General features: G+C 63.8%; 20 protein-coding genes and 2 pseudogenes. 15 read left to right on the top strand and 7 right to left on the bottom strand.

Going from position 1 to position 26823, the window contains the following annotated elements; all coding sequences use genetic code 11:
• Positions 1-22 precede the first annotated feature (22 nt).
• From AC1DZT_RS11985 to AC1DZT_RS11925, 13 genes are all read left to right on the top strand, one after another.
• Entirely contained in the window at positions 23-1687 is a 1665-nt protein-coding gene (locus AC1DZT_RS11985; protein ID WP_478006867.1) for a thiamine pyrophosphate-dependent enzyme, read from the top strand.
• A complete protein-coding gene (locus AC1DZT_RS11980) occupies positions 1684-3783 on the top strand; it encodes a hydantoinase/oxoprolinase family protein (RefSeq protein ID WP_478006866.1) in 2100 nt (699 codons plus the stop codon). Before AC1DZT_RS11985 ends, AC1DZT_RS11980 begins: the two co-directional genes overlap by 4 nt.
• Positions 3780-5402: a hydantoinase B/oxoprolinase family protein gene (locus AC1DZT_RS11975; protein ID WP_478006865.1), complete on the top strand. Its 1623-nt coding sequence runs from the start codon at positions 3780-3782 to the stop codon at positions 5400-5402. Before AC1DZT_RS11980 ends, AC1DZT_RS11975 begins: the two co-directional genes overlap by 4 nt.
• Positions 5399-6616 carry a pyridoxal phosphate-dependent aminotransferase gene (locus AC1DZT_RS11970; RefSeq protein ID WP_478006864.1) on the top strand — a complete coding sequence of 406 codons (1218 nt, stop codon included), beginning with the start codon at positions 5399-5401 and terminating at the stop codon, positions 6614-6616. Before AC1DZT_RS11975 ends, AC1DZT_RS11970 begins: the two co-directional genes overlap by 4 nt.
• A complete protein-coding gene (locus AC1DZT_RS11965; RefSeq protein ID WP_478006863.1) occupies positions 6616-7437 on the top strand; it encodes an NAD-dependent epimerase/dehydratase family protein in 822 nt (273 codons plus the stop codon). Before AC1DZT_RS11970 ends, AC1DZT_RS11965 begins: the two co-directional genes overlap by 1 nt.
• Positions 7434-8642, top strand: coding sequence for an NAD(P)/FAD-dependent oxidoreductase (locus tag AC1DZT_RS11960; protein ID WP_478006862.1), 1209 nt, complete (start codon positions 7434-7436; stop codon positions 8640-8642). The genes AC1DZT_RS11965 and AC1DZT_RS11960 overlap by 4 nt, the downstream gene beginning before the upstream one ends.
• A gap of 26 nt (positions 8643-8668) precedes the next feature.
• The gene (locus AC1DZT_RS11955; protein ID WP_478006861.1) at positions 8669-9634 is read left to right on the top strand and encodes a LysR substrate-binding domain-containing protein; all 966 of its coding nucleotides are present in this window, start codon (positions 8669-8671) and stop codon (positions 9632-9634) included.
• A 78-nt stretch (positions 9635-9712) separates the two neighbouring features.
• A complete protein-coding gene (locus tag AC1DZT_RS11950) occupies positions 9713-10450 on the top strand; it encodes an SDR family oxidoreductase (protein WP_478006860.1) in 738 nt (245 codons plus the stop codon).
• Positions 10447-11196: an SDR family NAD(P)-dependent oxidoreductase gene (locus tag AC1DZT_RS11945; RefSeq protein ID WP_478006859.1), complete on the top strand. Its 750-nt coding sequence runs from the start codon at positions 10447-10449 to the stop codon at positions 11194-11196. Before AC1DZT_RS11950 ends, AC1DZT_RS11945 begins: the two co-directional genes overlap by 4 nt.
• Before the next feature lie 112 nt (positions 11197-11308).
• Entirely contained in the window at positions 11309-12340 is a 1032-nt protein-coding gene (locus tag AC1DZT_RS11940) for an amino acid ABC transporter substrate-binding protein (protein ID WP_478006858.1), read from the top strand.
• A gap of 204 nt (positions 12341-12544) precedes the next feature.
• Positions 12545-13591: an ABC transporter permease subunit gene (locus AC1DZT_RS11935; RefSeq protein ID WP_478006857.1), complete on the top strand. Its 1047-nt coding sequence runs from the start codon at positions 12545-12547 to the stop codon at positions 13589-13591.
• A complete protein-coding gene (locus tag AC1DZT_RS11930; protein ID WP_478006856.1) occupies positions 13588-14670 on the top strand; it encodes an amino acid ABC transporter permease in 1083 nt (360 codons plus the stop codon). The genes AC1DZT_RS11935 and AC1DZT_RS11930 overlap by 4 nt, the downstream gene beginning before the upstream one ends.
• A 4-nt stretch (positions 14671-14674) precedes the next feature.
• A complete protein-coding gene (locus AC1DZT_RS11925; RefSeq protein WP_478006855.1) occupies positions 14675-15421 on the top strand; it encodes an amino acid ABC transporter ATP-binding protein in 747 nt (248 codons plus the stop codon).
• 63 nt (positions 15422-15484) lie between these two features.
• Here the strand turns inward: AC1DZT_RS11925 and AC1DZT_RS11920 are convergent.
• The 7 genes and pseudogenes from AC1DZT_RS11920 to AC1DZT_RS11890 all read right to left on the bottom strand — a co-directional run bounded on the left by AC1DZT_RS11920 (position 15485) and on the right by AC1DZT_RS11890 (position 25288).
• Positions 15485-16527, bottom strand: a pseudogene (locus AC1DZT_RS11920) (IS30 family transposase).
• A 569-nt stretch (positions 16528-17096) separates the two neighbouring features.
• On the bottom strand, positions 17097-19172 hold the full coding sequence (locus AC1DZT_RS11915) for an alpha-galactosidase (protein WP_478006854.1): 2076 nt from the start codon (positions 19170-19172) through the stop codon (positions 17097-17099).
• A 3-nt stretch (positions 19173-19175) separates the two neighbouring features.
• The gene (locus tag AC1DZT_RS11910; RefSeq protein ID WP_478006853.1) at positions 19176-21128 is read right to left on the bottom strand and encodes a beta-galactosidase; all 1953 of its coding nucleotides are present in this window, start codon (positions 21126-21128) and stop codon (positions 19176-19178) included.
• The gene (locus AC1DZT_RS11905) at positions 21128-22216 is read right to left on the bottom strand and encodes an ABC transporter ATP-binding protein (RefSeq protein ID WP_478006852.1); all 1089 of its coding nucleotides are present in this window, start codon (positions 22214-22216) and stop codon (positions 21128-21130) included. The genes AC1DZT_RS11910 and AC1DZT_RS11905 overlap by 1 nt, the downstream gene beginning before the upstream one ends.
• Positions 22217-22232: 16 nt before the next feature.
• Positions 22233-23081, bottom strand: coding sequence for a carbohydrate ABC transporter permease (locus AC1DZT_RS11900; RefSeq protein ID WP_478006851.1), 849 nt, complete (start codon positions 23079-23081; stop codon positions 22233-22235).
• Complete coding sequence (locus AC1DZT_RS11895; RefSeq protein ID WP_478006850.1) at positions 23081-23986, bottom strand: carbohydrate ABC transporter permease; 906 nt, start codon at positions 23984-23986, stop codon at positions 23081-23083. Before AC1DZT_RS11895 ends, AC1DZT_RS11900 begins: the two co-directional genes overlap by 1 nt.
• 69 nt (positions 23987-24055) lie before the next feature.
• Complete coding sequence (locus AC1DZT_RS11890) at positions 24056-25288, bottom strand: ABC transporter substrate-binding protein (protein ID WP_478006849.1); 1233 nt, start codon at positions 25286-25288, stop codon at positions 24056-24058.
• 136 nt (positions 25289-25424) lie between these two features.
• On the opposite strand from AC1DZT_RS11890, the gene AC1DZT_RS11885 reads away from it, so the two are divergent.
• Together AC1DZT_RS11885 and AC1DZT_RS11880 are read left to right on the top strand one after the other, a co-directional pair.
• Entirely contained in the window at positions 25425-26363 is a 939-nt protein-coding gene (locus AC1DZT_RS11885) for a helix-turn-helix domain-containing protein (protein ID WP_478006848.1), read from the top strand.
• Positions 26364-26460: 97 nt separating this feature from the next.
• Positions 26461-26812 (top strand): annotated as a pseudogene (locus tag AC1DZT_RS11880) (transposase family protein); the annotation flags it as partial.
• Positions 26813-26823: the final 11 nt, after the last annotated feature.

Genomic DNA, 26823 nt, shown 5'->3' with positions numbered 1-26823 from the left:
AATTGGCATTGGGAAGAACGTAATGCGTAACGGCGGTCAACTCTTGGTCGAAAGCCTTGTGGCACTTGGGGCAAGCAAGGGGTTCGGGGTTCCGGGCGAAAGCTATCTGGCGGTGCTCGACGCGCTGCACGACACGCAGGGCAAGCTTGATTTCGTGCTGTGCCGCAACGAAGGGGGCGCGGCCTTCATGGCCGCCGCCTATGGCAAGCTGACGGGTCAGCCCGGCCTGTGCTTTGTCACACGCGGGCCGGGGGTGACCAACGCCTCGATCGGCATCCATACCGCGATGCAGGACAGTGCCCCGATGATCATCTTCGTTGGCCAGGTCGGCACCGACATGAAGGGCCGCGAGGCGTTTCAGGAAATCGACTACCGCGCCGTCTTTGGCACCATGGCGAAATGGGCGGTCGAGATCGACGATGTGGACCGCATTCCGGAAATCCTCGCGCGGGCCTGGACGACCGCCTCCACCGGGCGGCCGGGGCCGGTGGTCATAGCCCTCCCCGAGGACATGCTGACCAGCCTGACCGCGGTGGCCCCGCTGACCGGGGCCGCCCGCATTGCCGAGGCGGCGCCCGAACCCGCGGCATTGGATGCAGCGCTCGCCCTGATGGGCAAGGCCGCCCGTCCGCTGATCCTGATGGGCGGGTGCAACTGGACCGAGGCCGGGACCAAGGCCCTGCAAGGCTTCGCCGAAGCCTCCGACATTCCGGTGATCGCCGCCTTCCGCTATCAGGACCAGTTCGACAACCACTCGCCGGTCTATGCCGGCGAGGCCGGGGTCGGCATGCCTGCCCATGTGAAACGCCTGATCCGTGAAGCCGATGTGATCCTGGCCATCAATGTCCGCTTTGGCGAGATGACGACCGATGGCTATACGCTCCTGTCGGTGCCGGTTCCGGCGCAAAAGCTGATCCATGTGCATGGGTCCGACCGCGAAATCGGAAAGATCTATCAGCCGGCGATCGGGATCCACGCCGGGCCGAATGCCTTTGCCGGCGCTTTGCCTCCGCTGTCTGGCCCTTGGGCGGCGTGGCGTTTGCAGGCGCGGGCCGAGTGGGAGTCGGGCTTCGATCTGCCGCCGCAGCCCTCGCCGGTCGACATGGGCCTGGCCACGGCCCATCTGCGCGACGTTCTGCCAGAAGATGTGATCCTGACCAATGGGGCGGGAAACTTCACCGTCTGGCCGAACAAGTTCTTCAAATTCGGGCCAAAAGCGCGACTCCTGGCCCCTCAGTCGGGAGCCATGGGTTACGGTGTGCCCGCCGCGGTGGCGGCGAAAGTCGCCTACCCGGACCGGACGGTCGTCTGCTTTGCCGGCGATGGCGATTTCCAGATGAATTGCCAGGAGCTGGGCACCGCCATGCAGGTGGAGGCGCAGCCGATCATCCTGATCCTCAACAACGGTATCTACGGCACCATCCGGGCGCATCAGGAACGCCATTACCCGGCCCGGGTGTCCGGCACCACGTTGAAAAACCCCGATTTCGTGATGCTGGCCAAATCCTACGGCTACCACGCCGAACGGGTGGAGCGGACCGAGGATTTCCCCGCCGCCTTTGCCCGGGCCTTGGCGTCGCGCACCGGCGCGGTTCTGGACCTGAACATCAGCCCCGAGGCACTGACCCCGCGCCAGACGCTCTCCCAGATGCGCGAAGCAGCGCTTGCGGCAAAGGACAAGAAATGACTGCTCAGATCCGTCGGCAGATCCGTTTGGGCGCCGATATCGGTGGCACCTTCACCGACATCGCGCTTGAAACACCGCATGCCATGCATTCCACCAAGGTGTTGACGAATTACACCGCCCCCGAGCAGGCCATCCTGGATGGCATTGACATCGTGCTGGCCGAAGCGGGGCTGGGTTATGGCGATCTTGAGATCGTGATCCACGGCACGACGCTGGCCACCAATGCCCTGATCGAAAGGCGCGGCGCGCGGACGGCCCTTGTGACGACCGAGGGTTTTCGCGACGTGATCGAGATGCGGACCGAAAGTCGGTTTGACCAGTATGACCTGAACATGCGCCTGCCTGCGCCGCTGGTTCCGCGTGAGGACCGCTTCACCGTCGCCGGCCGGATCGGCGCGCAGGGGCAGGAACTGGCGCCCTTGGACGAGGGTGCATTGCAGGCGCTGGCCGACCGGATCGCCACAGGCGGCTTTGGGGCTGTCGCCATCGGCTTCATCCACTCCTACATGAACCCCGCGCATGAAGAGCGTGCGCGGGCCATCATCGCGGCCCGCGTGGACTTGCCGATCTCGATTTCCTCCGAAGTCTCGCCGCAGATGCGCGAGTTCGAACGCTTCAACACGGTATGCGCCAACGCCTATGTGCGCCCGCAGATGGCCGCCTATCTGGGCCGGTTGCAGGTGCGGCTCAAAGAGAAGGGCGCAAACTGCCCGGTGTTCATGATCCACTCGGGGGGCGGGCTGATCAGCGTTGAAACTGCCGCCGAATTCCCGGTGCGGCTGGTGGAAAGCGGCCCGGCGGGCGGCGCGATCTTCGCCGCCGACGTGGCAGAGCGGTTCGGGCTAAGCAAGGTCGTCAGCTTTGACATGGGCGGCACCACGGCCAAGATCTGCCTGATCGAGGATTTTGCCCCCAAGACCGCCCGCACCTTCGAGGTGGCGCGCAGCACCCGCTTTGCCAAGGGATCGGGCATGCCGATCTCGATTCCGGTGATCGAGATGATCGAGATCGGGGCAGGGGGCGGCTCGATCGCCTGGGTCGATGCGATGGGACGCATCCAGACGGGGCCGGAATCCGCGGCCTCGGAACCCGGTCCTGCCTGCTACCAGCGCGGGGGGCTGCGCCCGGCCATTACAGATGCCGATCTGGTGCTGGGCAAGATCGACCCGGCCAATTTCGCCGGCGGCGCGATCCAGCTGTCTACCGCAGCTGCCGAGGCCGCGATCCTGCGCGATGTGGGCGACAGGCTCAACCTTTCCGCCACCCCCGCCGCTTTCGGCATCTGCGAGGTGGTGGATGAAAACATGGCCAACGCCGCCCGCGTGCATGCGGTCGAAAACGGCAAGAACATCTCCGACAACATCATGGTGGCCTTCGGCGGTGCCGCCCCGCTTCATGCCGCCCGGCTTTGCGAAAAGCTGGGCATCGACCAGTGCCTGATCCCGGCGGGCGCCGGCGTGGGCTCGGCCATCGGTTTTCTCAAGGCCCCCTTCGGCTATGAGGCGCTCGCCTCGAAGATCACGCGGCTGTCGGGCTTTGTGCCATCCGACGTCAATGTCTTGCTGGAGGGTCTGAAAGCCACCGCCGAGCGTTTCGTGCGCGCCGGCACCGATGGGGCGATCAGGCGGGAAATCACCGCCTTTATGCGCTATGTCGGGCAGGGCTGGGAAATTCCGGTGGCGCTGCCTGACAGGCCCTTTACAGCGGCCGATATCGAGATACTGCGCCAGAGTTTCCAGACCAGCTACGCCCGCTTCTTCGGCCGTGCCATCGACGGTCTGGATGGGCTGGAGATCGAGATCGTGACCTTCTCGGTCAAGGCGCAGGACAGCCGCCCGGCGCCGGTCCGCCACGCGCTGACCCTGGGCCGGACGGTGGCCACCGCGTCTGTCCTTCGCCCGGTGTTTGACCCGGCTGGGGGTAAAGCCCATCCGACCGCCATTGTGGAACGCTCCAGCCTGGCCCCGGGCGCGCGGCTCTCCGGCCCGGCGGTGGTGGTGGAACGCGAAACCTCGACGGTCGTCACCTCACCCTTCGATGTGGTGATGCAAGACGACGGAAGTCTTCTTCTGGTCCGCAAAGGAGTAAAGGCATGACGGATGCAACTTTCGAAATCCGCATGCAGGTCATGTGGAACCGGCTGATCTCGGTCGTCGAAGAACAGGCGATGACGCTGCTGCGCACCGCCTTCTCGACCAGCGTGCGCGAGGCGGGTGACCTTTCGGCGGGTGTCTTCGATCCCCAGGGCCGGATGCTGGCGCAGGCGGTGACCGGCACACCCGGTCATGTCAACACCATGGCCGAGGCCGTCCTGCATTTCATCGCGGAAATCGGCCGTGAGAACATGTTCCCCGGTGATACCTATGTGACCAATGACCCGTGGAAGGGCACGGGCCACCTGCATGACATCACCATGGTGTCGCCCAGCTTCAAGGGCGACGAACTGGTCGGCTTTTTCGCCTGCACCGCGCATGTGGTGGATGTCGGCGGGCGCGGCTTCGGGGCGGACGGCAAGTCGGTCTACGAGGAAGGCATCCAGATCCCGATCATGAAATTTGCAGAACGCGGCCGCGTGAATGCGGACCTGATCCGCATCCTGCGCGCCAATGTGCGGGAGGCGAACCAGGTGGTGGGCGATTTCTATTCGCTGGCCGCCTGCAACGATGTCGGCCACCAGCGGCTGATCGCCATGATGGATGAAATCGGGCTGGCCAATCTGGACACGCTTGGCGATTTCATTTTCTCGCGCACGCGTGCCGCCACGCTGGACCGGATCGATGCCTTGCCAAAAGGGGTCTGGACCAATGATCTGTCGACCGATGGCTATGACCGCACGGTCAAGCTGGCCTGCGCGGTCGAGATTGGCACAGGGTCGGTGAATGTCGATTTCGCCGGCACCGACGGGATGAGCCGGCACGGCATCAACGTGCCGATCATCTACACCAAAGCCTATGCCTGCTATGCGCTGAAATGTGTGATCGCCCCGGATATCCCGAACAACTGGGCATCGCTTGAAGCCTTCACCATTTCTTCGCCCACCAACATCCTGAACGCAGAACGCCCGGCGCCAGTATCGGTGCGCCATGTCATCGGCCATCTGGTCCCCGATCTGGTTCTGGGCGCGCTTGCAAAAGCGCTGCCGGGGCAGGTCCTGGCCGAGGGCGCCGCAGCCCTTTGGAATATCCACATGTCGGTGCGTCCCGTGGCCGGCGGGTCGGGGCGCAGGGCAGAGATTCTGATGTTCAATTCGGGTGGCATGGGCGCGCGCCCCGGGCTCGACGGGCTTTCGGCCACCGCGTTCCCCTCGGGCGTGATGACCATGCCGATCGAGGCAACCGAACAGACTGGCCCCGTGGTTGTCTGGCGCAAGGAACTGCGGCCCGACTCCGGCGGCGACGGGCAATATCGCGGAGGACTTGGGCAGGTGATCGAGATCGAGCCGCTGCCGGGGCACGAGTTTGATTTCTCGGCCATGTTCGACCGGATCCATCACGCCGCAAAGGGCCGCGACGGTGGCGAAGCCGGCGCCGCCGGCAAGGCCGCGCTGGACGACGGCACGGTGCTGAAGCCGAAAGGCTGGCAGCATGTGCCCGCCGGGCGGCGGCTGGTGCTGCATCTGCCGGGCGGCGGCGGGTTGGGTGACCCGGGCCTGCGCGATCCGGCGGAACGTGCGAATGATCTGGCCAAGGGATATGTCACGGAGACGGCGAAATGAGCTATGTCGCAACCCGCCTGGCGGCGGTCAAACCCTCGGCCTCGATGGCAGCCTCGATGGCGGCCAAGGCGCTGCGCGCAACCGGCGTCGATGTGATCGACCTCGGCTTGGGCGAGCCGGATTTCCCGACCCCCGCCCATGTGGCCGAGGCGGCGCACAGGGCGGCCCTTGCAGGCGAGACGCTTTATACCCCGGCGGCGGGGACGCTGGCCCTGCGCAAGGCGGTGGCAGAAAAGTTCCGCCGCGAGAACGGCCTCGACTTTGGCCCGGATGAGGTCGTCGTGGCCAACGGTGCCAAGCAGATCATTTTCAACGCGCTGATGGCAACGCTGAATGACGGGGATGAAGCGATCCTTCCCGCGCCCTATTTCGTCAGCTATCCGGAAATGGTGAAGCTTTTGGGCGGTGTGCCGGTCACGCCGGTCTGCGGCGCAGACAGAGGCTTTCGCCTCACGCCCGCAGTTCTGGAAGCGGCGATCACGGCCCGCACCAAATGGTTGTTCCTGAACATGCCCGGCAACCCCTCGGGCGCTGTCTATTCGGATTCCGAATTGCGGGCCTTGGGCGCGGTGCTGATGCGGCACCCTCAGGTCCTGATCCTGTCGGACGAGATCTATGAGCACATCCTGTTTGACGGCCGCGCATTCGTCAGTTTCGGTTCGGCCTGCCCGGAGTTGCGCGACCGGACGCTGATCGTGAACGGGGTCGCCAAGGCCTATGCGATGACGGGATGGCGGGTTGGCTATGCGGCGGGGCCCGCGCCCCTGCTGAAGGCGATGAACACGGTACAAAGCCAGTCGGTGACCTCGGTTGCCGCCCCGATGCAGGCCGCGGCACTGGCAGCACTCACCGGACCGCAGGATTGCATCGGCACATTCCGCGACGCCTTCGAACGCCGCCGGAATCTTGTGGTGGCCGCTGTCGCGACGATTCCCGGCCTGACTCTGTCGCCACCTGAAGGGGCCTTTTACGCCTATATCGGCTGCGCGGACCTGATCGGGCGCTCCACCCCGAAGGGCGAGGTACTGACCGATGACTCGGCAGTGGTCGCCTATCTTCTGAACGAGGGGCATGTGGGCGCTGTTCCCGGTGCCGCTTACGGTCTGTCGCCCTTCTTCCGCATCTCGACCGCCACCTCCGATGCCACCCTGACCGAGGCGATGGCCCGCATTGGCCGCGCCGTGGCGGCCCTCTCACCCGCAAAGGCCGCATGATGTCTCAACCGCGCTTCAACCGTATCCTGCTGACGGGCGCTGCCGGGCGGCTTGGCACGCATCTGCGCCGTGGCCTCGCGCCGCTCTGCACGCATCTGCGTGTGGCAGACATGGCGGAGATCAAGGACGTTCGGCCCAACGAGGAGGCCTTGCAATTTGACCTGGCCGATATGGATGCCACGCTGCGCGCCACCGAAGGGGTCGATGCCATCGTTCATTTCGGCGGGGTGCCGCTGGAGCGGTCCTGGGACAGCATCCTGAACGGCAATATCCGCGGCAGCTATCACATCTACGAAGGCGCGCGGAAGAACGGGGTTGGCCGCGTGGTCTATTCCAGTTCGGTGCACGCGATCGGCTACCACCAGGTCGAAGACCAGATCGACGCGAGTGCCCCGCACCGGCCCGACGGGCTTTACGGCCTGTCGAAATGTTTTGTCGAGGACCTTGGCCGCCTTTACTGGGACAAGTTCGGGATCGAGACGGTTGCCTTGCGCATCTTCTCCAGTTTCCCCGAATTCACCGACCGCCGGATGTTGTGGTCGATGCTGACCTTCGACGATTGCATCCGTCTGGTCGAGGCCAGCCTGACCGCCCCCCGCGCGGCCTTCTCCATCGTGTTTGGCACCTCTGCCAACCGACACCGCATGGTGGACAACCGTCTGGCCGCGCATATCGGCTACGTTCCGCAAGACAGTACCGAAGAGTTCCGCGCCGCGGTTGAGGCACGGCTGGCGCCCTCCGATCCGCATGCCGCTGCGGTGCGGCATCTGGGCGGATGGTTCGTCGATCTTGGCCACCCCGATGATGAGACCCCGAAATGAAGCAAAGCTATGATGTCGTGATCGTGGGCGGAGCCGTTATCGGCTCGGCCGTGGCGTATTTCCTGACGGCGAACCCGGATTTCAAAGGCTCGGTCCTGGTCGTGGAACGGGACCCGACCTATGCCAAGGCCGCCACCTCGCTGTCGTCTTCGTCGATCCGGACGCAGTTTTCGAACCCGATCAATGTGAAGATCAGCCAGTATGGCAGCGCCTTCATCAAGGGCTTCGGCGACGCCATGCAGGTGGCTGGCGAAGCGAGGCCCGACCTCAACTTCCATCAGGGCGGCTATCTGTTTCTGGCGAACACCCCGGAACAGGAACAGACCCTGCGCGAGAACCACGCGGTCCAGCGGGCCTGCGGGGCCGATGTGGTGCTGTGGGGTCAGGAGGATCTGGCGCGCGCCTTCCCGCATCTGCGGGTTGATGACATCCGGCTCGCCTCCTATGGCCGTTCCGGCGAAGGGTGGTTCTCCAACACCGGTTTGATGAACGGCTTCAAGGCCAAGGCCCGCGCGCAGGGGGCCGAGTATGTAACGGATGACGTCGTGGCCATCGGCCGCGACGGGGCGCTGGTCACCTCGGTCACGCTGAAATCCGGCGCCGTGGTACGCGCAGGGACCGTGGTCAACGCGTCCGGGCCGCGCGCGGCCTTGACCGCCCGGATGGCCGGTCTGGACGTGCCGGTGGAGCCGCGCAAGCGCACATTGTTCGTCTTCGATTGCGCCCAGACCCCAGAGGGCAGCGCGACGGTCAATCAGGGAAGGCTGCCCCTGATGATCGACCCAACCGGGGTTTTCTGCCGCCCCGAGGGGCGGTTCTTCCTGACGGGCGCGTCGCCTGTCGAGGACCCTGCCGCGGACTGGGACGATTTCGAGCCGCGCTATGAGGAATTCGAAGACATCATCTGGCCCGCCCTCGCCGAACGTTCGCCGGGATTCGAGGCGATCAAGGTGGTGAACCAATGGGCCGGGCATTATGATTTCAACACGCTCGACCACAATCTGATCGTGGGACGGCACCCTGAAGTCGCAAATTTCGTCTTTGCCAACGGCTTTTCCGGCCACGGGCTGCAACAGGGCCCCGCCGCCGGGCGCGGGGTGTCGGAACTCATCATCTACGGCGGGTTCCGGACGCTCGATTTGACCGAAGTCGGCTATGAGCGCATTGCCGAAGGCAGACCGTTCCTTGAGAAGGCTGTAATCTGACCGGAGTCGCAGATGGAACGCTTGGCATGAACAACCCACACGGCCGGCTGCCGCCCCTGAACGCGCTGCGCGTGTTCCACATCGTTGTGCGGCACCGGTCTTTCCGCAGTGCGGCCGATGAGCTGAGCGTTAGCCCGCAGGCCGTCAGCCAGCAGATCAAGCTTCTGGAAGATACACTGGGGGCGGAGCTGTTCGAACGCAAGGGACGTGCCATCGAGCCGAATGAAAAGGCGATCCTGCTCGCCCATTTCGTGCAGGCGGGGTTTGACGAGCTGTCGGAGGGCGTCCGGCGGGTGGCAAAATCCGACACGCGCAACCGGATCAACGTCAATGCCAGCCCCTACTTCGCCACGCGCTACCTTCTGGACCGGATCAACCGCTTCCGCGCCATTGCCCCGGATGCCGATCTGCGGCTGACGACGATGGTCGATCTGCCTGACTTCGTGGCCGATGACGTGGATGTCGCGATCCAGTGGGGTTTCGGCACCTGGAAGGGGCATGAGGCCACGCGGCTTTTGCATGACTACAAGGTGATCTGCTGTACGCCCGACATCGCGCGTCGCCTGTCCGGGCCGCAAGACCTGCTTGCCATGCCGCTCCTGCATCCGGTTCTGTCGGCCGAGCTCTGGCCGAACGTGCTGCGCCACCTTGGGGTCAGCCATCGCTCCAACAAGAATGACATCCAGCTTCAGGATGCCGCCACAATGCGGCGCGCGACACTCGCCGGTCTCGGGATCGGGCTCATCTCGACGATCGACGCCGCCGAAGACCTGAAACTCGGCAAACTCGTCGCGCCCTTTGGCCAGGATGTGATGCACAAGATGTCGGAGGTCCAGGTGCCGGGCTTTTACCTTGTCGTCCCGAAGGCGCATCGCCGCGTGAAGACAATTGCGACCTTCTGCCGTTGGATCGAGACGGAGAATTGGCTTGCGAATGACGACAAGGAATTTCGGATGCTGACCGACCAGGTGGAGTTCGGACGTGGCAAGTAATTCTTGTCATTCCGATGAATTTCTTGATTTGGGCCGGCGCCTTTATGGTGCAGCTTTTGTAAAACGGATGGAGCGAAGATGGCACGGGCATTGGTGACAGGGGCAACAAGTGGGATCGGGCTGGCCCTTGCCCTTGCCCTGCATTCCGCCGGATATCGGGTGATGGCGATCGGCCGCGACAAAGCGGCGCTTGACCGCCTCGCGGATCTTGGCCTTATTCCGGTTGCGCTGGATCTCGGTCAGACGGCTGGCCTGACGGAAAGCCTGGCTGCGGTTCTCGCTGATCATGCGCCCGATGTGCTTGTCAACAACGCGGGAATGGTCGCCCCTCCGGGCAATTTCTGCGACATGGCCGAGGCGGACATCCATCGGTCGATTGCAACCAACCTGACACAGGCCCTGCTGGTGACGCATGCCGTCGCACCGGGGATGCGGGCGCGGGGCAGGGGGCACATCTTCTTCACCGGCTCGATCGCCGCGCACACGCCCTACCCGAATATGGCGGTCTATGCCGCGACCAAGGCCGCACTGGGTGGTTTTGCCCAAAGCCTGCGCCTGGACCTGTCGCCCTCGGGCGTGCGGGTGACCGAGATTGTCGCCGGCCGGGTGGAAAGCCCGCTTTACAAGGACGTGCTGTCGCCCGAGGCCCGGGCCGCGATGTATGCCGGCCAAACCGCCGTCCAACCCGAGGACGTGGCGGCGATGGTGTTGGCGGTGCTGAATTTGCCGCCGCATGTGGATGTGGCGCGGTTCGACATTCTGCCAACCCGCTCGCCTGTCGCCCCGCAAGTGCAATCCGAAAAGGAAAAGAAATGAGAGGCCTTTGTGTTGTGATCGTCGGCGGGGGCGCTGGTCTTGGCGCGCTGCTGGTCCGCATGGCCGTGGCGGAAGGTGCCGCTGGTCTTGGCATCATCGACCTGAATGGCAAAGCCGCGGAGGCAGCACTTGCCCCGGCCCGTTCTGCCGGAATCCCGGCCAGTTTCGCCGCCTGCGACATTCGCACAGCACCCGCCGCACATGAGGCCTTTTCCCGCGTCGCAGCCGAACTCGGCCGTGTCGACACCCTGATCAACTCTGCCGCGATCTATCCCCGCAAACCGATCCTCGAGATCACCGACGCCGATTGGGACGCGTCAAATGCGATCAACGTGAAGGGCACCTACCACATGATGGTGGCCGCCATCGGGCATATGCAGGCCCAGGAGGTGAAGGACCGGGTGCGCGGGCGCATTGTCAACATCACCTCGGTAGATGCCTTCAAGGCGCATCCGCAAAACGCGCATTATGCCGCGACCAAGGCCGCTGTCGTCAGCCTCACGAAAAGCATGGCGCATGCCGTGGCCCCCGATGGCATCCTGGTCAACTCGGTCGCGCCTGCGGGCATGGCCACCGAAAGGGCGCGTGAGTTGGGCTTTTTGGGGGAATTGGCCAAGGCAAGTCCCCTTGGTCGTGGCGGTGAGCCCGAAGAAATGGCCGAATGGGTGCTGATGGCCGGAGGGCCGAGGAACACCTACATGACCGGTGAGAACATCATCGTGTCAGGCGGTTACATCTACGCCTGACGATATCTGAAAACCCTGAAATTACAGGGAAATAACTCCGACCGGCAGCGCAGGCCCGGTCGGTGAAAGTCAAATATTGCCTGCACCGGAAGCCAACATGGGAGTGGCACGAATGAACTGGTTGAAGACGACGACCCTCGCGTTCGGGGCACTGGCCCTGACGCCGCTGGCGGCACTGGCCGACAATGGCGACACGCTGAAGACCGTAAAGGCCCGCGGCACCCTCAATTGCCCCGGCGACATCGGGTCCTATCTTGGCTTTGCCGAGGTGGATTCCAAGGGCGTCTGGAAAGGCATCGACATCGAGTTGTGCCGGGCAATGACCGTGGCAATCTTCGGCGATCCGTCGAAGGCCAATATCATCCCGATCGACTGGGCGCAGCGCTGGCCCTCGCTGCAATCGGGTGACATCGACATCGTGATCAAGGCCTCGGGCGGCACGCTGTCGCGCGACACCGATCTGGGGTTCCAATTCTCGAACTCCTATTACCTTGGCACCACCAAGGTCATGGCGCACAAGGAACTGAACCTGAAGAGCCTGAAAGATGCTGAAGGCGGCACGATCTGCGTGCCTGCCGCCACCTCGACCGAAGCTCAGGTCAGTGCCTATCTGGCGGCCAAGGGCATCAAGATGGAGATCGTGGCCATCGAGAAGAATGAAGAGGTGGAGGCCGCCTATTTCTCGGGTCGCTGCGATACCTATGCCCAATGGGGGCCGGTCCTGGCCATCGCCGCGTCGCAATCCAAAAATCCGGATGCCCATGTCCTGCTGCCCGACGTTCTGGCAGTTGAACCCGAAGTGATGATCATGCGGCAGGGCGATGACAACTGGGTCGATATCGCCAACTGGACGCTGTCGGTGTTGCTCTTCGCAGAGCAGGAAGGGATCACCTCGGCCAATGTCGACGAGATCAGGGCCAAACCGCCGACCCCCGCCATCGGCAAGTTGCTGGGGGTGAATCCCGGCATGGGCAAGGGCCTGGGCCTCTCCGATGACTGGGCCTACAATGTGATCAAGAAGGTCGGAAACTATTCCGAGATCTTCGAGCGCAGCCTCGGGCAGGGCTCGCCCTACAAGATGCCGCGCGACCTGACGGCACTGTGGAACGCGGGCGGGGTGCTTTACCCCTTCGTGATCGACTGATCGACCGACCCGAAGGGGCCGCGTCGGACTCTCCGGCGCGGCTCCCCATTTTCCAGATTTCACAGGTCAGCCATGTCTTCAGGATCCCTCTGGCACAGCAGATCGGCGCGCAGATTTGCTGTGCAGGCCGCGTTTCTGTCTGGGCTCTGCCTCACAGTTCTTGGCGCAATCTGGACGGCCCATGCCAATCTGTCTGCGCAAGGCATGTCCTCCGGTTTTGATTTCCTGTGGAAAAGCACGGGCTGGGAGATGAACTTCACCCTGTTGCCCGCCGCGCCCGAAGATCCCTATTGGTGGTTTCTGGTGCTGGGATTGTTGAACACGCTGGCCATGGGGCTGCTGGGGCTTGGCGGAGCAACGGTGATCGGGCTTGGCGTTGGTCTGATGCGATCCGGGCAAAATCCGGCCGCGCGCCTTCTGGCCACCGTCTATATCGAGATCTTCCGCAACCTTCCGCTGATCTTGCAGCTCTTCTTTTGGTATGCGTTGGCAAACGCCCTGCCCAGCCCGCGCGAAGCCTTGTCGCTCGGCCCTGCTCTCCTCAGTGCGCGCGGGCTTTATCTGCCGGGTCTTGCCATTCCCTACGGGTCAGCCATGGCCTGCGGCGCGATCCTGTTGGTGGGAGCGGGGCTTGCGATGTGGATCTCTCTGTCGGGCAGGCTGAAACGGATGGAGCGTGGGCCACGCCGCGGGCTTGCGCTGGCGATGCTGGCCCTGACGCTGCTTGGCGCGGCCACTGTCGTGCTGCTGACGCATTCCTATGGCGCGCCATGGCTTTCATTGCCCCAGAAACAGGGGTTGCGGATGGAAGGGGGCATCCGCATCCAGCCGGAATTCGCCTGCCTCGCCATCGCCATCATGACCTATGGCGGGGCCTATGTCGGCGAGATCGTCCGCGGGGGGTTCAAGGCCGTTGGCCGTGGCCAGGTCGAGGCCGCCCGCGCTCTTGGTCTTTCGCCCTGGCAGGTTTTCTCGCGGGTCCGGCTGCCACTTGCCTTCCGGGCGATGCTGCCCATCCTGATCAACCAGTATGTCTGGCTGATCAAGGCGACCACCCTGGGAATTGCAGTGGGCTTTTCGGATTTCTTCATGGTCATTGCCAGTTCGATCACCCATTCGGGGCAAACGCTTGAACTGATCGGCATCCTCATGGGCGGGTTCCTCGCGATCAACTTCACCCTTGCGGCGGTTCTGAACCGGGTCAACCGTGCCATCACCCTGAAGGGTCACAACATGGGCGGTGCGGCATGACCCCCACTTTGCAACGCCCTCCGAAAACCTTCTGGAAACGCCTCCGCAAGGATTATTTCGGATCGATCCCCTCGATCCTGATGACAGCCGCGAGCCTTGCCATCCTGATATTCCTTGCGGTCCGGATCGGAAACTGGGCGGTGTTTGACGCCACGTTCTCGGCCACGGCCGGGCAGGCGGAATGTGCTGCCCGCGGCGGGGCCTGCTGGTCTGTCATCGCGGTGCGCTGGCGGGTCATCCTGTTCGGAATATACCCCTATGACGACCAATGGCGCCCCGCCCTGGCCTGCGTTGTCGTCGCCGTGGTGATTGTGCTGTCCTGCCTGCCGCGCATGTGGGGCTTTGGCCGTCTCGCCCTGACATGGGGCCTGGGTACACTTGTGTTCTACCTGTTGATGCGCGGCGGGGTTCTCGGGCTGAACCTTGTCAACGAACAACAATGGGGGGGCTTGCCGCTGACGCTCTTCGTCTTTGTCGCCACCGGCGTCATCGGCATGCCTTTGGCCATCGTCCTGGCCCTGATGCGCCGGTCCGACTTGCCGGTCGTGGCACGGGTCACCGGCTGGATCATCGATACCGTACGGTCGCTTCCGCTCCTCTCGATTCTCTTCACCGCCGCCATCGTGCTGCCCTTCATGCTTCCCGGCTTCCTGATCGGCGAAAAACTGTACCGGGTCATTTTCGGCGCGGCCCTTTTCTTCGCGGCCTACCAGGCCGAGATCATCAGGGGGGGGCTGCAAGGCATTCCGCGCGGTCAGGAAGAAGCCGCCAAGGCCCTGGGCCTCACCTATTGGAGCCGGATGTCGCGGGTTGTGTTGCCACAGGCGTTCCGCCTCGCCTTGCCCGCCACGATCAACCAGTTCGTCGTGGCCTTCATGGAAACCTCGCTGATCGTGGTGGTCGGCTTCATCGAACTTCTGGCCGCCGGCAACACCGCCTACAAGACCGGCGAATGGAAGTTCGCCTATGCCGAGGTCTACGCCTTTGTCGCCGCCATCTACTTCGTCTTCGTCTTCGGCCTGTCGCGCTATGGCGCGTTCCTCGAGGCCCGGATGAACACCGGACATCGCAAGGAATGACACAATGGACCTGAACGCCCCCGCCATCGACATCCGCGATCTGAACAAGTTCTACGGTACATTCCAGGCCCTGCGCGGTATTTCGCTGACCGTGCGCAAGGGTGAACGCGTCGTGGTCTGCGGCCCCTCCGGATCGGGCAAGTCAACCATGATCCGCTGCATCAACCAGCTGGAAGAACACGATAGCGGCGACATCCGCGTCTTCGGCACGCTGCTGGACGACAACCTTGCCTCGATCGACGAGATCCGCCGCGAAGTGGGCATGGTGTTTCAGCATTTCAATCTGTTCCCACACATGACGGTGCTGGAAAACTGCACCCTGGCCCCCATGCTGGTGCGCAAGTCGCCGCGCGCCGATGCCGAGGCTCTGGCGCTGAAGTATCTCGCAAAGGTGCGCATTCTGGATCAGGCGGCCAAATATCCCGGCCAACTTTCGGGGGGTCAGCAGCAGCGCGTTGCAATCGCCCGCGCGCTTTGCATGCAACCCGGCATCCTGTTGTTCGACGAGCCCACCTCGGCGCTCGATCCGGAAATGATTGCCGAGGTTCTGGACGTGATGGTGGCCCTTGCTACCGAGGGGATGACGATGGTCTGTGTCACCCACGAAATGGGTTTTGCCCGCAAGGTGGCAGATCGGGTCATCTTCATGGACAAAGGGGAAATCGTCGAGGAGGCGTCCCCCGACATCTTCTTCAATTCGCCCCGGAACGATCGAACCAAGCTGTTTCTCTCTCAGGTCCTAGGGCACTAGCGTCATGACCCATTGATCTTGGGTCTGAGGCGCGATTCAGCCGCCGTTTGGAGACTGAACGCGCTACCCCATATGCGACTTTGGTTTGGTGGAGAGTTTGGCCTTTCGATGCCCGCGTCCGAGGACATTGGCGCGAAACACTTCGGCAGGGTGCAGAAGCCGAGTCACTTTCGTGGAGTTTCGTTCAGGGCCGCACAGAGCTGGCGGAGGTCCTCTTGGGAGAGGCTCCCGGGGTCGGTGTCGCGCGGCAACCAGCGCCGCAGACGCTTGTTGGCATGTTCGATGGCGCCCTTTTGCCACGGTGCTTGCGGGTCGCAGAACCATGTCTGCGCGCCGGTCCGGGCCTGAAGATGCGGCCAATCCACGAACTCTGACCCGCGGTCGAAGGTGACGGAGCGGCGGGCTTTCTGGGGCAGGGGGCCAAGAGCCTTGGCGATCTGCGCCATGATCGGCTTCGTTCGCTTCTCGGGGTTCTTCAGGACCACAAGAAACCGGCTCATCCGTTCAATCAGCGTCGTGATATTGGCGGCGCCAAACTTCTGGCGAAAGAGGACCAGGTCACCTTCCCAATGCCCAAACTCCTGGCGGTGGGCAACTACATCGGGACGGAACAGGATACTGAGTTCCGGAGCGAATTTCGGCGGCGGGCGCTTGCGCAGGCGGTATCCACGGCGACGGCGACGGCCGGATGGAAGGTGCCGCCAGAGCTGCGAACTCCGGCCTTCGTCGGAATAGATGTGGCGGTAGATCGTCTCCTGACAGACCCGCTCCGGCGCGCCCTCATAGCGCATCCGGCCCGCGATCTGTTCGGGCGTCCAACCGCAGTTCAGGCAGTGTTCAACGCGCTCACGCAACTTGGCCGCACGCAGGAGTTTACGCCGTCTCAACCTGCGCCCATCGGCCTTTCCTTGGGCAATCAGCCCCCAATAGCCGTTCAGATCCGGCAGTTCCGCATCGACGAAGCGATTCCGCCGGAGCTCTCGGAAGATGGTGGACCGATGCCGCCCGAGCCTGCGCGCCATTTCATCGGGGGAGAGTTTCGCCTGTCGCCAGCGCTCGATCTTGCGCCGCTCAGAAATGGAAAGATGCGAAAAGCGGGTCTTCATTCTCAGCTCCTTTCTCGGTCCCAAACCTCAGGGAACCATGAAAAGTCGCATTCCAGAATAGCGCGTACCCCGCTTACACAGGATCATCCGATAATAAAGATTATGTATACTTGATAGACGAAAGTGGCGACAGGCTGATGGTTGGCTCGCCAAAGAACTCGGCTTAACCCTCGACGAACATCTTCAGGCATCCCGAGAGCTTGACCTCCGCTTGATCCGGGCGGGGTCGCAGGTCAAGTTGGTTGCCGCCCATGTCAATGCGGGCAAGGACCCGGAAGGGACATGCAGGATGGGTTGTCCAATGGACTGCCCCGAAGGATATGCATCTGCGGAGGATAGCGGAGCAGACCCCGTGTTGGGGCCGAGTTCCTGTCGGTCGGACTGTCCTACAGGTGAAAGGACCGGAACGCGGCGGCAGCCTCCTTCGCTCTCATCGAAGCGATGGGCGAAACGCCGTCATTCGTTTGCTGTTTTCCTGCCTACGAGCCTCGCCAAGAAACATGAACTGGCGTGGTGAGTTGCCTTTTGCGCCACCCCAAACCCAATTCGTTCATGCCAGTTTTGCAATCTTACAGAGATACTTTCCGGCCTTCCAGCATCCAGACGGATGCGGGCCAGGCGACGGGCAGCAGGATGCCCTGTGCCATCAGCGCCGTGCCGCTCAGGCGCAGCGCGCCGGTTGCCAGGGCGCAGCGCGCGCGCGATTGCGGTGGGGCGTCCTCCGGGTTGAGCAGGCGGATCTCGTACAACGCTGTCGGGTCAAGCCCGGTCAGGCGCAGGGTTTTCGGCAGGATCTGCCGGCTGCACTCCATCTGGGCGGAAGCCAGAACAAAGCGCGCCCCGTCCTCGGCGATCTGCAGTTCGGCGATCACGGCGGGGTCAGCACTGTCAAGCCGCAGGGTCGCGGCCTGCATCAGCCAATCGCGGTTGGCCTTCCACCAGGTGGTGACGCGGCCCAGGATCTGCGCCTCCTCCGCATCCAGCGCGCGCAGGTCCATCTCGAAGCCGAAGTGACGGGTGGCGGCCACCCAGGCGCGCAGCGACATCGGATGCACGCGGCCCGTGGTATGGGACTTGCGGGCCCCCACATGGCTGCCGACCAGGCAAGACGGCAGGAACAGCGCCGCGTCGTGCTGGATGCGCAACCGCTCGATCGGATCGAGGCAATCGGACAGCCAGACGCGATGGGTATGGGCGAGGATCCCCGCGTCGATCCGCCCGCCGCCCGAGGCGCAGCTTTCCAGCTCGACCCGCGGATGGGCGGCGCGCAGACGGGCCATCAGGGCATAGATGCCCCTGCCCTGTGCGGCATCCACCACCGGCAGAAGCCGGTTGTGATCCCATTTCAGGTAGTCGATCGGATATTCGCGCAGCAGTGCGTACAGCACGCCGAAAAGGTGGTCCTGCACCGCCTGCAGCCCGAGGTTCAGCACCAGCTGGTTGCGCCCTGTGGTCTGATCGGCGCGCCCCAGGATCCAGTCGGGATGCGCGCGGTAAAGCTCGCTGTCGGCGTTGATCATCTCGGGTTCGACCCAGAGGCCGAAGGTCATGCCGAGGTCCTGGACGTGGCGGATCAGCGGATGCAGACCCTGCGGCCATTTGCGGCGATCCACCGTCCAGTCGCCGAGGCTGGAGGTGTCATTGTCGCGCCGCCCGAACCAGCCATCGTCCAGCACGAAACGCTCGGCGCCAAGGCGGGCGGCCCGCGTCGCGATATCGGACAGGGTGGCGAGGTCGTGATCGAAATAGACCGCCTCCCAGCAGTTGTAATGCACCGGGCGCGGCCGGGCCGGGTCGGGCCAGTGGACCACACGGTTGCGCATGTCGCGCTGGAAGACGCGGGCTGCGCCGTTCAGCCCGCTGTCCGACACGACCGCCAGCAGCTCGGCAGAGCGAAAGCTTGTGCCGGTTTCAAGCTCGGCGCCCCAGGCGTGGCCGAACTGCACCTGGCGCCGCCCGTCCGGCAGTTCCTCGGCCACCATGCGATGCCCGCCCGACCAGGCGTAGTGCAGCATGCGCAGGGTGCCGGCGGTGTTGGTGCAGCCGGGTTCGGGGAACAGCGCATAGGGCGGATGTTCCTGGCCCGAGCGCCCGGTGCGCGCCTCGCGCAGGCGGGCCCCGACGGACCAGGGCTGGCGCTGCAGCTGAAACTCGCCCAGCCATTTGCCCGCGACGTCGATCATCTCGGAGCCCAAGGCGGGGATGGGCAGCACCGGCGCTGCCAGCCATTGCAAACGCACCGGGCGATCCGCGTGAAGGGCGGTCGACATGGCCAGCATGCCACTGGCATGGGCGGTGAAGTGGTGGCTGAGGCGCAGGCCCTCGGCCGTGCTGTGCAGGGTCAGCCTGTCAGGTGCCACCTCGGCCCCCTCGAACCGGAAGCGCGGGGTGATCTGGCGACCGTCCACCTCGGAGATCACCATGCCGGGCTGGCCCTGCCAGTCCGACCCCGGCAGCGGGCAGAGCGACAGATCGGGCAAACGGTCCAGCATCCCCCCGGTCAGATCGGAGACCTGCGACAGCGCGAGGGCCTCCAGATCTTCGGAGGCGGGCAGCGGCGTGCCCCAATAGACCAACTGGGGCAAGGCCCCCGTGCTGGCCAGAACAAGGGTTTGGTGGCTGGTGTCCAGACGCCATTGCGGCATGGCTCAGACCTCTTTCGGTTGGGGTGTGGCCCTCGCCACGGTGACGCTGTGGGGCGAAAGGTCAGGGCTGCCCAGCAGGCAGTCAAAGCCTTCGGGCAGGGTCCAGGAAGCGGGGCCGTAATTGGTGAAGAACCACAGATCACCGCGCCGGCGCAGGCGGATCTGTTCGGGCAGCGCCATGGTCTGCAGGCCTGCGGCGATGCAAAGCAGATCCATCACCCCGCCGAGCAGCGCCTCATCCGGCCAGCACAGAAGGTGCAGGATGTTGTCCTGCCGGGTCAGCGCGGGGCCGCCATCGTCAAAGCGGGCCAGCACCTCTGCCGCACTCTCGGCATGGTCGCGCCAGCGGATGGCATGGCCCTGCACCGCACCCTCGACCCTTTGCTGCAGGCCGGGGCGCAGCGAGGCGACCTCGATCACGCGGTTCCGGGTCAGGGCCTGCAGCGGACCGGGCGGCAGGTCGCCCGGCACGGCAAACCTGCGATCGCGCGAGCCGCTGCGCGGGCCGATCAGCACGATTCCCTGCGCCGCCTCCAGTGCCGCCAGCGCGGCATCGGTCACATGGATCATCGTCGGCACGATCACCGCCGCATAGCCGTCCAAGGCCGCACCGGGGCGGACCACATCGACATCGAGGCCGCGGCGGCGCAGGGCCTCGTACCAGCGGAAGGCGAGCTCCTCATACCGGAAATCGCGGCCCTGGGGCTGGACCATCGTCGCCCAGTAGCTGGCATAGTCGAAGACGATGGCCACCGGGGCCTGCTGCACGGCGGGCAGCGGGCCAAGCTCTGCGATGTCGCGCGCGACCTGGCCTGCCTCAAGCCCGCCGGGCGACAATCGGTCCGCCCCCGGCAGGTTGAGGCCGGCGTGGTACTGTTCCTGGGCAAAGGGGGCCTGACGCCAGCGGAAATAGCTGACCACCTCCGCCCCATGCGCCAAGGCTTCCCATGTCCAGAGCCGCACCATGCCGGGCTTGGGCACCGGGTTCCAGGCGGCCCAGTTGACCGGGCCGGGCTGTTGCTCCATCACCCAGAACCGCCCACGCCCGACACCGCGGTAGAGGTCGTGGTGCCAGGGCGCGATGTCGGGATGCGAGGTTTCGGCCCAGCGGTTGCGCTCGGCTTCCGAGAACGGAAATTTCTCCACAAAGCCGATCGGGTAGCTGTCCCACGAGGCCAGATCCAGGTGATCCCCCACCGCAAAATGGTCGAAATCCGAGACGAAGCCCATGAAATTGTGGGTGATCCAGCGGCCTGGCGAATGGGCGCGGATGATGTCGCATTGCATCTGGTCATAGGCTGCGACCTGATCGGAGTGGAACCGCCAGAAATCCATCCGATGCGCCGGGTTGGCTTCGGTCACGGTCAGGTTCGGCAGCGAGACCTGCGCGAAATCGGTAACCTCCATCGACCAGAACACCGCGCCCCAGGCCTCGTTCAGCTGATCGCAGGATTGATAGCGCCGGCGCAGCCAGTCCTGGAAGGCGCGCAGATCCTCGGGGCCCCAGGACAGGGTGGTGTCGTGGCAGCCATATTCATTGTCGGTCTGCCAGCCGACCAGACCGGGATGATCGCCATAGCGCTTCGCCATCGCCGTGACGATCCGCGCGCTTTCCCGCCACCAGGTCTTTGACGACATCGTGTAATGCCGGCGCGAGCCGAAGCCGCGCAGCCGCCCCTGTTCGTCGTAGGGCAGAATGTCCGGGCATTCGTCGACCAGCCATTTCGGCGGTGTGGCGGTGGGTGTGCCAAGGACGATCTTCAGCCCGGCTTCGTGCAGCACATCCATCGCGCGGTCCAGCCAGTCGAAATGGAACTGGTCGCGCTGCGGCTCGATCCGCGACCAGGCAAATTCGCCGATCCGGACGTAAGAGATGCCAAGTTCGCGCATCCGGCGCGCATCCGTGGCCCAGCGGCCCTCGTCCCAGTGTTCGGGGTAATAGCAAACTCCCAGCATCAGCGCGTCAGATCCCCGTTCAGCACGGCATTGCCGTGGGCGTCAAACAAATGGCAGGCCCGGGCCGGAACGCCGATCTGCATGCTGTCGCCGGGCCGTTCGGGGGCCAGCCCCCCGGCCTTCACGGCCATCTCGCTGCCATCGGCGAGGCCGGCGAAAAACAGGGTTTCCGACCCCAGATGTTCGGCCAGATGCACCTTTGCCGACAGGACGGTATCGCCCACGCCATTGGCATCGGCATGTTCGGGGCGCAGGCCCAAGGTCATCGGGCCCGCGGTGGCGAGGGTCCCCTCCAGCTGCAACTCCGCGCCGCCGGGCAGGGTCACCAGGATGCCGCCGCCTGCGGGGCGGGCGTCCACCGGAATGAAGTTCATCTTCGGGCTGCCGATGAAACCCGCAACGAAGAGGTTCTTCGGACGGTGATAAAGTTCCAGGGGGCTGCCGACCTGCTCGATCCGGCCCGCCGACAGCACGACGATCTTGTCGGCCATCGTCATCGCCTCGACCTGATCATGGGTGACATAGATCATCGTCGCGCCAAGATCCTGATGCAGCCGCGAGATCTCGCCCCGCATCTGCACCCGCAGGGAGGCATCGAGGTTGGACAAGGGCTCATCGAAGAGGAAGACTTCGGGATTGCGCACGATGGCGCGGCCGATGGCCACCCTTTGACGCTGCCCGCCCGACAGCTGGCCGGGCTTGCGCGCCAGCAAGGGTTCAAGCTGCAGCATCCTTGCGGCCTCAGCCGTGCGCTTGGCAATCTCGGCCTTGTCGTGGCCGGTCATCCGCAGGCCGAAGCCGATGTTCTCGCCCACCGTCATATGGGGGTAAAGCGCATAGCTTTGAAACACCATCGCCACGCCGCGATCAGAGGGGCCAACCCTTGTCATGTCGCGACCGCCGATGCGCAGCGCGCCCTGGGTGATCTCCTCCAGCCCCGCGATCATCCGCAGCAAGGTGGATTTGCCGCAGCCCGAGGGGCCGACAAAGACGCAAAACTCGCCATCCCTGATCTCCAGGTCGATGCCCTTGATGATGCTGATCGCACCGAAATCCTTCTTGACGTCGCTCAGGCTCACTCCGGCCATGACAGGCTCCTTTTCTTCAGCCCTTGGTCGCGCCAAGGGTCAGTCCGGCAATGAAATGCCGCTGCATCAGGAAAAACATCAGCACGGGGGGAAGGGCTGCGACGATCGACCCGGCCGAGACCAGATGCCATGCCGCCACCCATTGCCCGTTCAGCGCGTAAAGCCCCGCGGTCACCGGCATGGCGTGTTCGCCCTGCACCAGGACCGTGGCCCAGAAGTAGTCGTTCCACACGAAGGTGAAGACCAGCACCGACAGCGCCGCGATGGCCGGGCGCATCAGAGGCAGGACGATATGGCGGAAGATCTGCCATTCGCTGACGCCCTCCACCCGGGCGCTTTCGATCAGGGCGAAAGGCAGGCCCTTGATGAAGTTGCGCATGAAGAGCGTGCAAAACCCGGTCTGGAAGGCCACATGAAACAGGACCAGCCCCAGCGTGCTGTCATAAAGCCCCATGCGCAGGGTCAGATCGCGCACCGGCACCATCAGGATCTGGAACGGGATGAAGTTGCCCGCCACGAAGGCGAAGAACACCCAGAGATTGGCGCGAAAGCCGTAGACCGCCAGGGCAAACCCGGTCAGGCAGGACAGGCCCACCGCGCCGATCACGGTCGGGATCGTCACCTTGAACGAGTTCAGGATATACCAGCCGATCGGGCTGTCGCGGAACACCGCGGCGTAGTTCCCGAAGGCGATGGACGAGGGCACGCCAAAGTAGTTGCCCGCCGCCAGATCGGAGGCTGGCCGCAGCGAGGTGACGGCCACGCCGATCAGCGGGAACAGCCAGATCACCAGGGCGATGGGCAAGGCGATCTGATAGGCAAGCCGGGTCGGGGCCGAGGCTTTCTGGACCGAGGTCGGAAACATCAGCGGTTCCTTTCCTGTGCGATCATCCGCACGATGAACAGCGTGATGAAGACCATCATGATCAGGAACAGCACCACCGCGATGGCGGCCCCATATCCCATCCGGTAGCCATATTCCGACAAGGCCTGTTCATACATGAAGTAGGACAGCACCTGGCTGGAGCCATAGGGCCCGCCCGCTGTCATGATCGACACCAGATCGAAGCTGCGCAGCGCGCCGATCACCGTGACGACCATCGCGATGAAGGTCGCAGGCGCCAGTTGCGGCAGGATGACATGGCGCAGCAAGCGCCAGCCGCGGGCATTGTCCATCCGCGCCGCCTCGATCTGCTCGCCGTTCAGATTGTTCAGCCCGGTCAAATAGAGGATCATGCAATAGGCGGTCTGCGGCCAGAGGCCCGCCGCGATGATGCCATAGGTCACGAAACGCTCGTCGGCGAGGATCGCCACCTCCCTGCCGGTCAGCCATTTGATCACCTGCGAAAACAGGCCGAAATCCGGGGCATAGAACCAGGTGAACATCAGGCCGACGACGACCTGGCTGATCACGAAGGGAAAGAAGAACAGGGATTTGTAAAACCGGATGCCCCAGACATTCTGGTTCAGGAACAAGGCCGCGGCGAGGCCCATCGGGATCGCCAGCAGGTAAAGGCCAAGCCAGAGCAGGTTGTTCTTCAGGGCGACATAGAAGGTGTCGTCGTCCAGAAGCTCGACATAGTTGGCGAGGCCAACCCAGGTCTTCGGCCCGAGGCCATCCCAGTCCTGAAAGCTGATCCAGATGGATTGCACGATCGGGTTCAACACATAGATCACGAACATCACGGCGCCCGGTGCCAGAAAGACATAGGGCGCGATCTTCATCTGGTTCCGTTTCCAGAACCCGGCTGGCTGGGGATCGTGGGGCATATCGACCTTCTGAATGAAGCGGGTCGGGGTCGCCCGAAGGCAACCCCGCGGTCGGCGGAGGAGACCGACCTACTTGTAGACCTTGGCGCGGATCTTCTCGAGCCGCTCGAGAATGCGGTCCAGATCGTCTGGCTTGACCATGAACTCCTGGAAGCCCTCCATCCCGGCCTTTGCCATTTCGGCGGGCGCATCGCGGTCATAGAACTGCGCCAGGGCATGGGCGTTCGACAGCATGGTGAAGCCCGCTTCCAGGAAGGGATCGGAAGGTTTTGCCGCCTGGTTGTTGACCGGCAACTGACCCAGCGTCGCGTTCATCTTGGCCTGCGCCTCGGGCGAGGCGAGATAGGCCAGGAACACCTTGGCATCCGCCTTGTTCTTCGCCCCGGAGGGGATATGGAACGTGTCGGTCGGCGCTTCTTCCGACATCGGAAGACCGGCGGTGATCTCCGGGAACTGCAGGAAACCGATCTGGTCTTCCTTCAGCCCGCCGTCCTTCATCGTGGCCACCGCGAAGTTGCCCATCAGATACATCGCGGCCTTGCCCTGTACCATCTGCGGGATGGCATCCTGCCAATCGATCGCGGCGTGGTTCTCGATGAAATAGCCCGGCTTGACCAGCTCTCCCCATTTCTCGAACACGGCTTTGACGCGCGGATCGGTGTAGGGGATCTTGCCGGCCGTCAGATCCATGTGGAATTCATAGCCGTTCACCCGCAGATCCAGGTAGTCGAACCAGCCCGCCGTCGGCCACAGGGCCTTGGTGCCGATGGTGAAAGGCGCAATGCCTGCGGCCTTCAGCTTTTCGCTGGCGGCCAGCAGTTCAGCCCAGGTCTTCGGGGGCGTGATGCCATTCTGGGCGAAGATGTCTTTGCGGTAGTAGATGCCCCACTGGTAGTAGGTATAGGGCACGCCCCATTTCTTGCCGTCGATGGTCATCGACGCTGCCGCCGATTTCAGCTGGTCATCCAGACCATTGGCGGCCCAGACGTCACTGACATCCTCGAACAGCCCGGCCGAGACGAAGGGCGCCATCCGGTTGCCGGCATACCAGGCGACGACATCCGGCGGATCGGCGGTCAGAAAGTTGCGGATCGCGGCCTTGTAGCCTTCATGGTCGAAGTTGTTCCACTTCACGGTGATGTCAGGATGCTTGGCCTGAAAATCGGCGATCAGCTCTTCCATCGCCTTTTTCGGCGTCGGGTCCGATTGGTCCGAGTTGATGACGATCTCGCCGGCAAAGGCGGCCGTGCCCATCAGAATTGCGCCGAGCGCCAGCCCGGCAAGGACTTTGGTCAATGTCATGGTTTCCTCCCTGAAACCGATATTCGGTCTTGCCCCAGAGACCCCACCTCCTTGGGTGCATCCGGTTGCGATTGAGTTTGGCAGCAAATGCAGTAAACTCTACCGACATGCCGCCTAATACTTCCGGGATTCTAAGGTGCCTCCGCAATTCCAGACCCGAGCCTTTGCCAATCCGCGCGACGAATCCACGCCGGCGCATCCCGAGTATGACCCGCGCCACCCGCTGGTGGTCTTTGGCGACCATCGCTTCTGCGCCGGGGAATCCCTCGACGTCCAGCGCATGCCGGGCCCGCATATGCACAGCCAGATCGAGCTGAATTTCGTGCTGGAAGGCCAGATGACCTATTGGTTCGACGGGCGGGAGCTGACCGTCGATGCCGGCCGGCTTTGCCTCTTCTGGGGCATGGTGCCGCATCAGGTGATCGCGCGGGCGGAGCCGACGCGGTTCGTCTGTCTCTATGTGCCGATGTCGGTGTTCCTGGGCTTTGCCTCGCTTAGCCGGTTTCGCGATGCGGTGTTTCGCGGCGCGGTGATCGAGGCGATGCATCTGACCGCCTGGGATCGCGACATCTTCTTGCGCTGGCGCGAGGAATTGCTGTCGGGCGATGCCAGCCTGACCGAGATCATCCGCAATGAACTGACCGCGCGGGTGCTGCGGGTCGAGCGTGACGGCTGGCGCGACCTGCGCGAGGAAGGCTCGGCGATTGCCAGCCTCGCCCCGCATGGCGCCGAGCGGATCGAACATGTTGAACGCATGCTGCGCTTTGTGGCCGAACATGCCCTGGGCGACGTGCGGGCCGAAGCGGTGGCCGCGAGCAGCGGTCTGCATCCGAACTATGCCATGTCGCTGTTCAAGCGTTCCGTCGGCCAAAGCATCACCCAGGCCATCACCCGCCATCGCCTGGACACGGCGCAATCGCTGTTGATCTCGACCGACAAATCCATCACCGAAATCGTCTACGAATCCGGCTTCGGCTCCATCTCACGGTTTTACGAGGCTTTTTCCGACAGGTTTGGCGAGCGCCCAAAGAAATTCCGCCAAAGACTGCGTGCGAAGGCTGTGCTGTCTTCTTGAGGTCAGGACCCATCCATTTGACTTTCGTCTCAGGGTTCAGCCTCCTGAAGGAGACCTGTTCGATAAGCAATTTGTTCTGTCTGAGACAGGCGCAAATGGACCTTCGAAGACACTGTACAACCGCTGGAGGCGATGGAGCGGGATGTTGGTCTTTGCCCGGATCATGGAGGGCCCGCATCCGCGGCTGCGTGCGACAAAGGGGGGCGTGAAAGGGCCATCGGGCGCATGGAAGGGGGTCTGAACACCAAGCCCCGCGCCAACGCTGGTCCCAGGGGCGGCCGCTGAAGCTCTACATGACCGCCGGCGAAGGCAGCAATCACACAGGAGCGGCGGCCTTGCGGGGCGAGAAGAAAATCCGCTTCGGCCGCCGCCGTTACAAACGACGCAACCGCACCGAGATCATGTTCGGGAGCCTCAAGGACTGCCGCCGCGTCGCAACCCGATACGACCACGGCACCCC

The organism is Rhodobacter sp. P1_C2 (assembly GCF_056406375.1).
Note: the sequence above shows the minus strand (reverse complement) of the source record. Positions and strands in the feature narration are given on the sequence as shown.

What these genes read in the sequence shown, in the direction of transcription:
- AC1DZT_RS11985 (WP_478006867.1), top strand. Translation starts at nt 23, where the DNA reads ATGCGTAACGGCGGTCAACTCTTGGTCGAAAGCCTTGTGGCACTTGGG.
- AC1DZT_RS11980 (WP_478006866.1), top strand. Translation starts at nt 1,684, where the DNA reads ATGACTGCTCAGATCCGTCGGCAGATCCGTTTGGGCGCCGATATCGGT.
- AC1DZT_RS11975 (WP_478006865.1), top strand. Translation starts at nt 3,780, where the DNA reads ATGACGGATGCAACTTTCGAAATCCGCATGCAGGTCATGTGGAACCGG.
- AC1DZT_RS11970 (WP_478006864.1), top strand. Translation starts at nt 5,399, where the DNA reads ATGAGCTATGTCGCAACCCGCCTGGCGGCGGTCAAACCCTCGGCCTCG.
- AC1DZT_RS11965 (WP_478006863.1), top strand. Translation starts at nt 6,616, where the DNA reads ATGTCTCAACCGCGCTTCAACCGTATCCTGCTGACGGGCGCTGCCGGG.
- AC1DZT_RS11960 (WP_478006862.1), top strand. Translation starts at nt 7,434, where the DNA reads ATGAAGCAAAGCTATGATGTCGTGATCGTGGGCGGAGCCGTTATCGGC.
- AC1DZT_RS11955 (WP_478006861.1), top strand. Translation starts at nt 8,669, where the DNA reads ATGAACAACCCACACGGCCGGCTGCCGCCCCTGAACGCGCTGCGCGTG.
- AC1DZT_RS11950 (WP_478006860.1), top strand. Translation starts at nt 9,713, where the DNA reads ATGGCACGGGCATTGGTGACAGGGGCAACAAGTGGGATCGGGCTGGCC.
- AC1DZT_RS11945 (WP_478006859.1), top strand. Translation starts at nt 10,447, where the DNA reads ATGAGAGGCCTTTGTGTTGTGATCGTCGGCGGGGGCGCTGGTCTTGGC.
- AC1DZT_RS11940 (WP_478006858.1), top strand. Translation starts at nt 11,309, where the DNA reads ATGAACTGGTTGAAGACGACGACCCTCGCGTTCGGGGCACTGGCCCTG.
- AC1DZT_RS11935 (WP_478006857.1), top strand. Translation starts at nt 12,545, where the DNA reads ATGTCCTCCGGTTTTGATTTCCTGTGGAAAAGCACGGGCTGGGAGATG.
- AC1DZT_RS11930 (WP_478006856.1), top strand. Translation starts at nt 13,588, where the DNA reads ATGACCCCCACTTTGCAACGCCCTCCGAAAACCTTCTGGAAACGCCTC.
- AC1DZT_RS11925 (WP_478006855.1), top strand. Translation starts at nt 14,675, where the DNA reads ATGGACCTGAACGCCCCCGCCATCGACATCCGCGATCTGAACAAGTTC.
- AC1DZT_RS11915 (WP_478006854.1), bottom strand. Translation starts at nt 19,172, where the DNA reads ATGCCGCAATGGCGTCTGGACACCAGCCACCAAACCCTTGTTCTGGCC.
- AC1DZT_RS11910 (WP_478006853.1), bottom strand. Translation starts at nt 21,128, where the DNA reads ATGCTGGGAGTTTGCTATTACCCCGAACACTGGGACGAGGGCCGCTGG.
- AC1DZT_RS11905 (WP_478006852.1), bottom strand. Translation starts at nt 22,216, where the DNA reads ATGGCCGGAGTGAGCCTGAGCGACGTCAAGAAGGATTTCGGTGCGATC.
- AC1DZT_RS11900 (WP_478006851.1), bottom strand. Translation starts at nt 23,081, where the DNA reads ATGTTTCCGACCTCGGTCCAGAAAGCCTCGGCCCCGACCCGGCTTGCC.
- AC1DZT_RS11895 (WP_478006850.1), bottom strand. Translation starts at nt 23,986, where the DNA reads ATGCCCCACGATCCCCAGCCAGCCGGGTTCTGGAAACGGAACCAGATG.
- AC1DZT_RS11890 (WP_478006849.1), bottom strand. Translation starts at nt 25,288, where the DNA reads ATGACATTGACCAAAGTCCTTGCCGGGCTGGCGCTCGGCGCAATTCTG.